The organism is Bradyrhizobium sp. CSS354 (genome assembly GCF_029051725.1).
Lineage (GTDB): Bacteria > Pseudomonadota > Alphaproteobacteria > Rhizobiales > Xanthobacteraceae > Bradyrhizobium.
In genome coordinates, this window is record NZ_JAACFU010000107.1 from 1 (window position 1) to 416 (window position 416).

1 protein-coding gene is annotated in these 416 nt (G+C 48.8%); it reads left to right on the forward strand.

Annotated features, from left to right (window positions below; all coding sequences use genetic code 11):
- Positions 1–294 (forward strand): DUF1877 family protein (locus GWG67_RS38860; protein ID WP_275174916.1); only part of this gene is annotated, 294 nt, incomplete at its 5' end.
- Positions 295–416: the final 122 nt, after the last annotated feature.

A 416-nucleotide genomic window follows, 5' to 3' on the forward strand; every position in this document is an offset into this window, starting at 1 on the left:
GTGCTTGGTGAACACAGCCTAGAAGATGGCATAGATGGCTTCCTGGGATTGACCTGGAATCAGGAGTTAGCCGCGACAATCGACCGACTGGAATCACTGGATCGAAGTGAGCTGCGTAAACAGTTTTCCATTAAGCGACTCAATGAAATGGAGATTTATCCGGGAGTAACCTTTTCAGAAGAGTTAGAGGGGCAACTCTTTGCTTCGATCATGCTTGATATGGAAAAGCTGATTAGCGCGTATCGACGTATGCTGCGACAAGGGAATCATGCGCTGACGGTTATTGTTGGGTGATGGTGTCAGGGCACCCAAAAAAACCGCCGAACATGTCGGCGGCTTTCTGACTTACAAACTGACTGCTTACATCAGCGGCATTGCTAACCGCACAATGCTAATCAGCGGTTGTGGCCATACAC